The following is a 1,091-nucleotide window of genomic DNA, read 5'->3' on the forward strand; positions in this document are numbered from 1 at the left end:
GGCTTGCCGAAGGCGAGGTTTCGGACAGCATCCCCGGCGCCGAGCGCTCCGATGAGATCGGGGCGATGGCCGCGGCCGTCCAGGTGTTCAAGGACAACATGATCCGGGCCGACCGGCTCGCGGCCGAGAAGCAGGCCGAGAACGACGGCAAGATGCGCCGTGCGCAGGCGCTCGACGAGCTCACGCGCGCGTTCGAGGCCAAGGTCACCGAGCTCGTCGGCGGTCTGTCCCAGGCGTCCTCGACCATGGAAAGCACTGCGCAGTCGATGACCTCGACGGCGGCCCAGACCAATAGCCAGGCCGCGGTCGTCGCCGCCGCCTCCGAGCAGACCTCGACCAACGTGCAGACCGTCGCCAGCGCCACCGAAGAGCTGACCTCCTCGATCTCCGAGATCGGCCGCCAGGTCGCACAATCCACCGAGATCGCGGCCCGCGCCGTCGAGAACGCCCGCCGCACCGGCGACACCGCACGCACGCTCGCCGAGGGCGCGCAGAAGATCGGCGACGTCGTCACGCTGATCCAGAGCATCGCCGAGCAGACCAATTTGCTGGCGCTGAACGCGACGATCGAGGCCGCCCGCGCCGGCGATGCCGGCCGCGGCTTCGCCGTGGTCGCCTCCGAAGTGAAGTCACTGGCGGGACAGACTGCCAAGGCGACGACCGAAATCTCCGAGCAGATCACGGCGATCCAGACCGCCAGCGACGAGACCGTGGCAGCGATCCGCAACGTCGCCGACGTCATCGGCGAGATCGACCAGATCGGCACGGCGATTGCCGCGGCGATCGAGGAACAGGGCTCGGCCACCAAGGAAATCGCCCGCAGCGTCCAGGAGGCCGCCCGCGGCACCCAGGAGGTCAACACCAACATCTCGGGGGTGCAGCGCGCCGCCGACGACACGGGAGCCGCCGCCAGGGAAGTGCTCGGCGCCGCCGAGCAGCTCTCGACGCAGTCGCGCGATCTCGCCGACCAGTTCGACCGTTTCCTCGGCGAGGTCAGGGCGGCTTAAGCAAGTTAATAAGGCGGCGCTTTCCGCGCCCGCTGGGCTTTTGCCGCCTCGATCCACCAGGCGAGATCATCCGCAAAGCGGGGG

General features: G+C 69.2%; 1 protein-coding gene and 1 pseudogene. One reads left to right on the forward strand and one right to left on the reverse strand.

Annotated elements, in window-relative coordinates; translation table 11 throughout:
* Nucleotides 1-1,007 (forward strand): methyl-accepting chemotaxis protein (locus tag TSA1_RS38670; protein WP_245448625.1); only part of this gene is annotated, 1,007 nt, incomplete at its 5' end.
* A 5-nt stretch (nt 1,008-1,012) separates the two neighbouring features.
* Here TSA1_RS38670 and TSA1_RS40885 read toward each other — a convergent pair.
* A pseudogene (locus TSA1_RS40885) lies at nt 1,013-1,091 on the reverse strand (NADPH-dependent FMN reductase); the annotation flags it as partial.

This window comes from Bradyrhizobium nitroreducens (genome assembly GCF_002776695.1).
Classification (GTDB): Bacteria; Pseudomonadota; Alphaproteobacteria; order Rhizobiales; family Xanthobacteraceae; genus Bradyrhizobium; species Bradyrhizobium nitroreducens.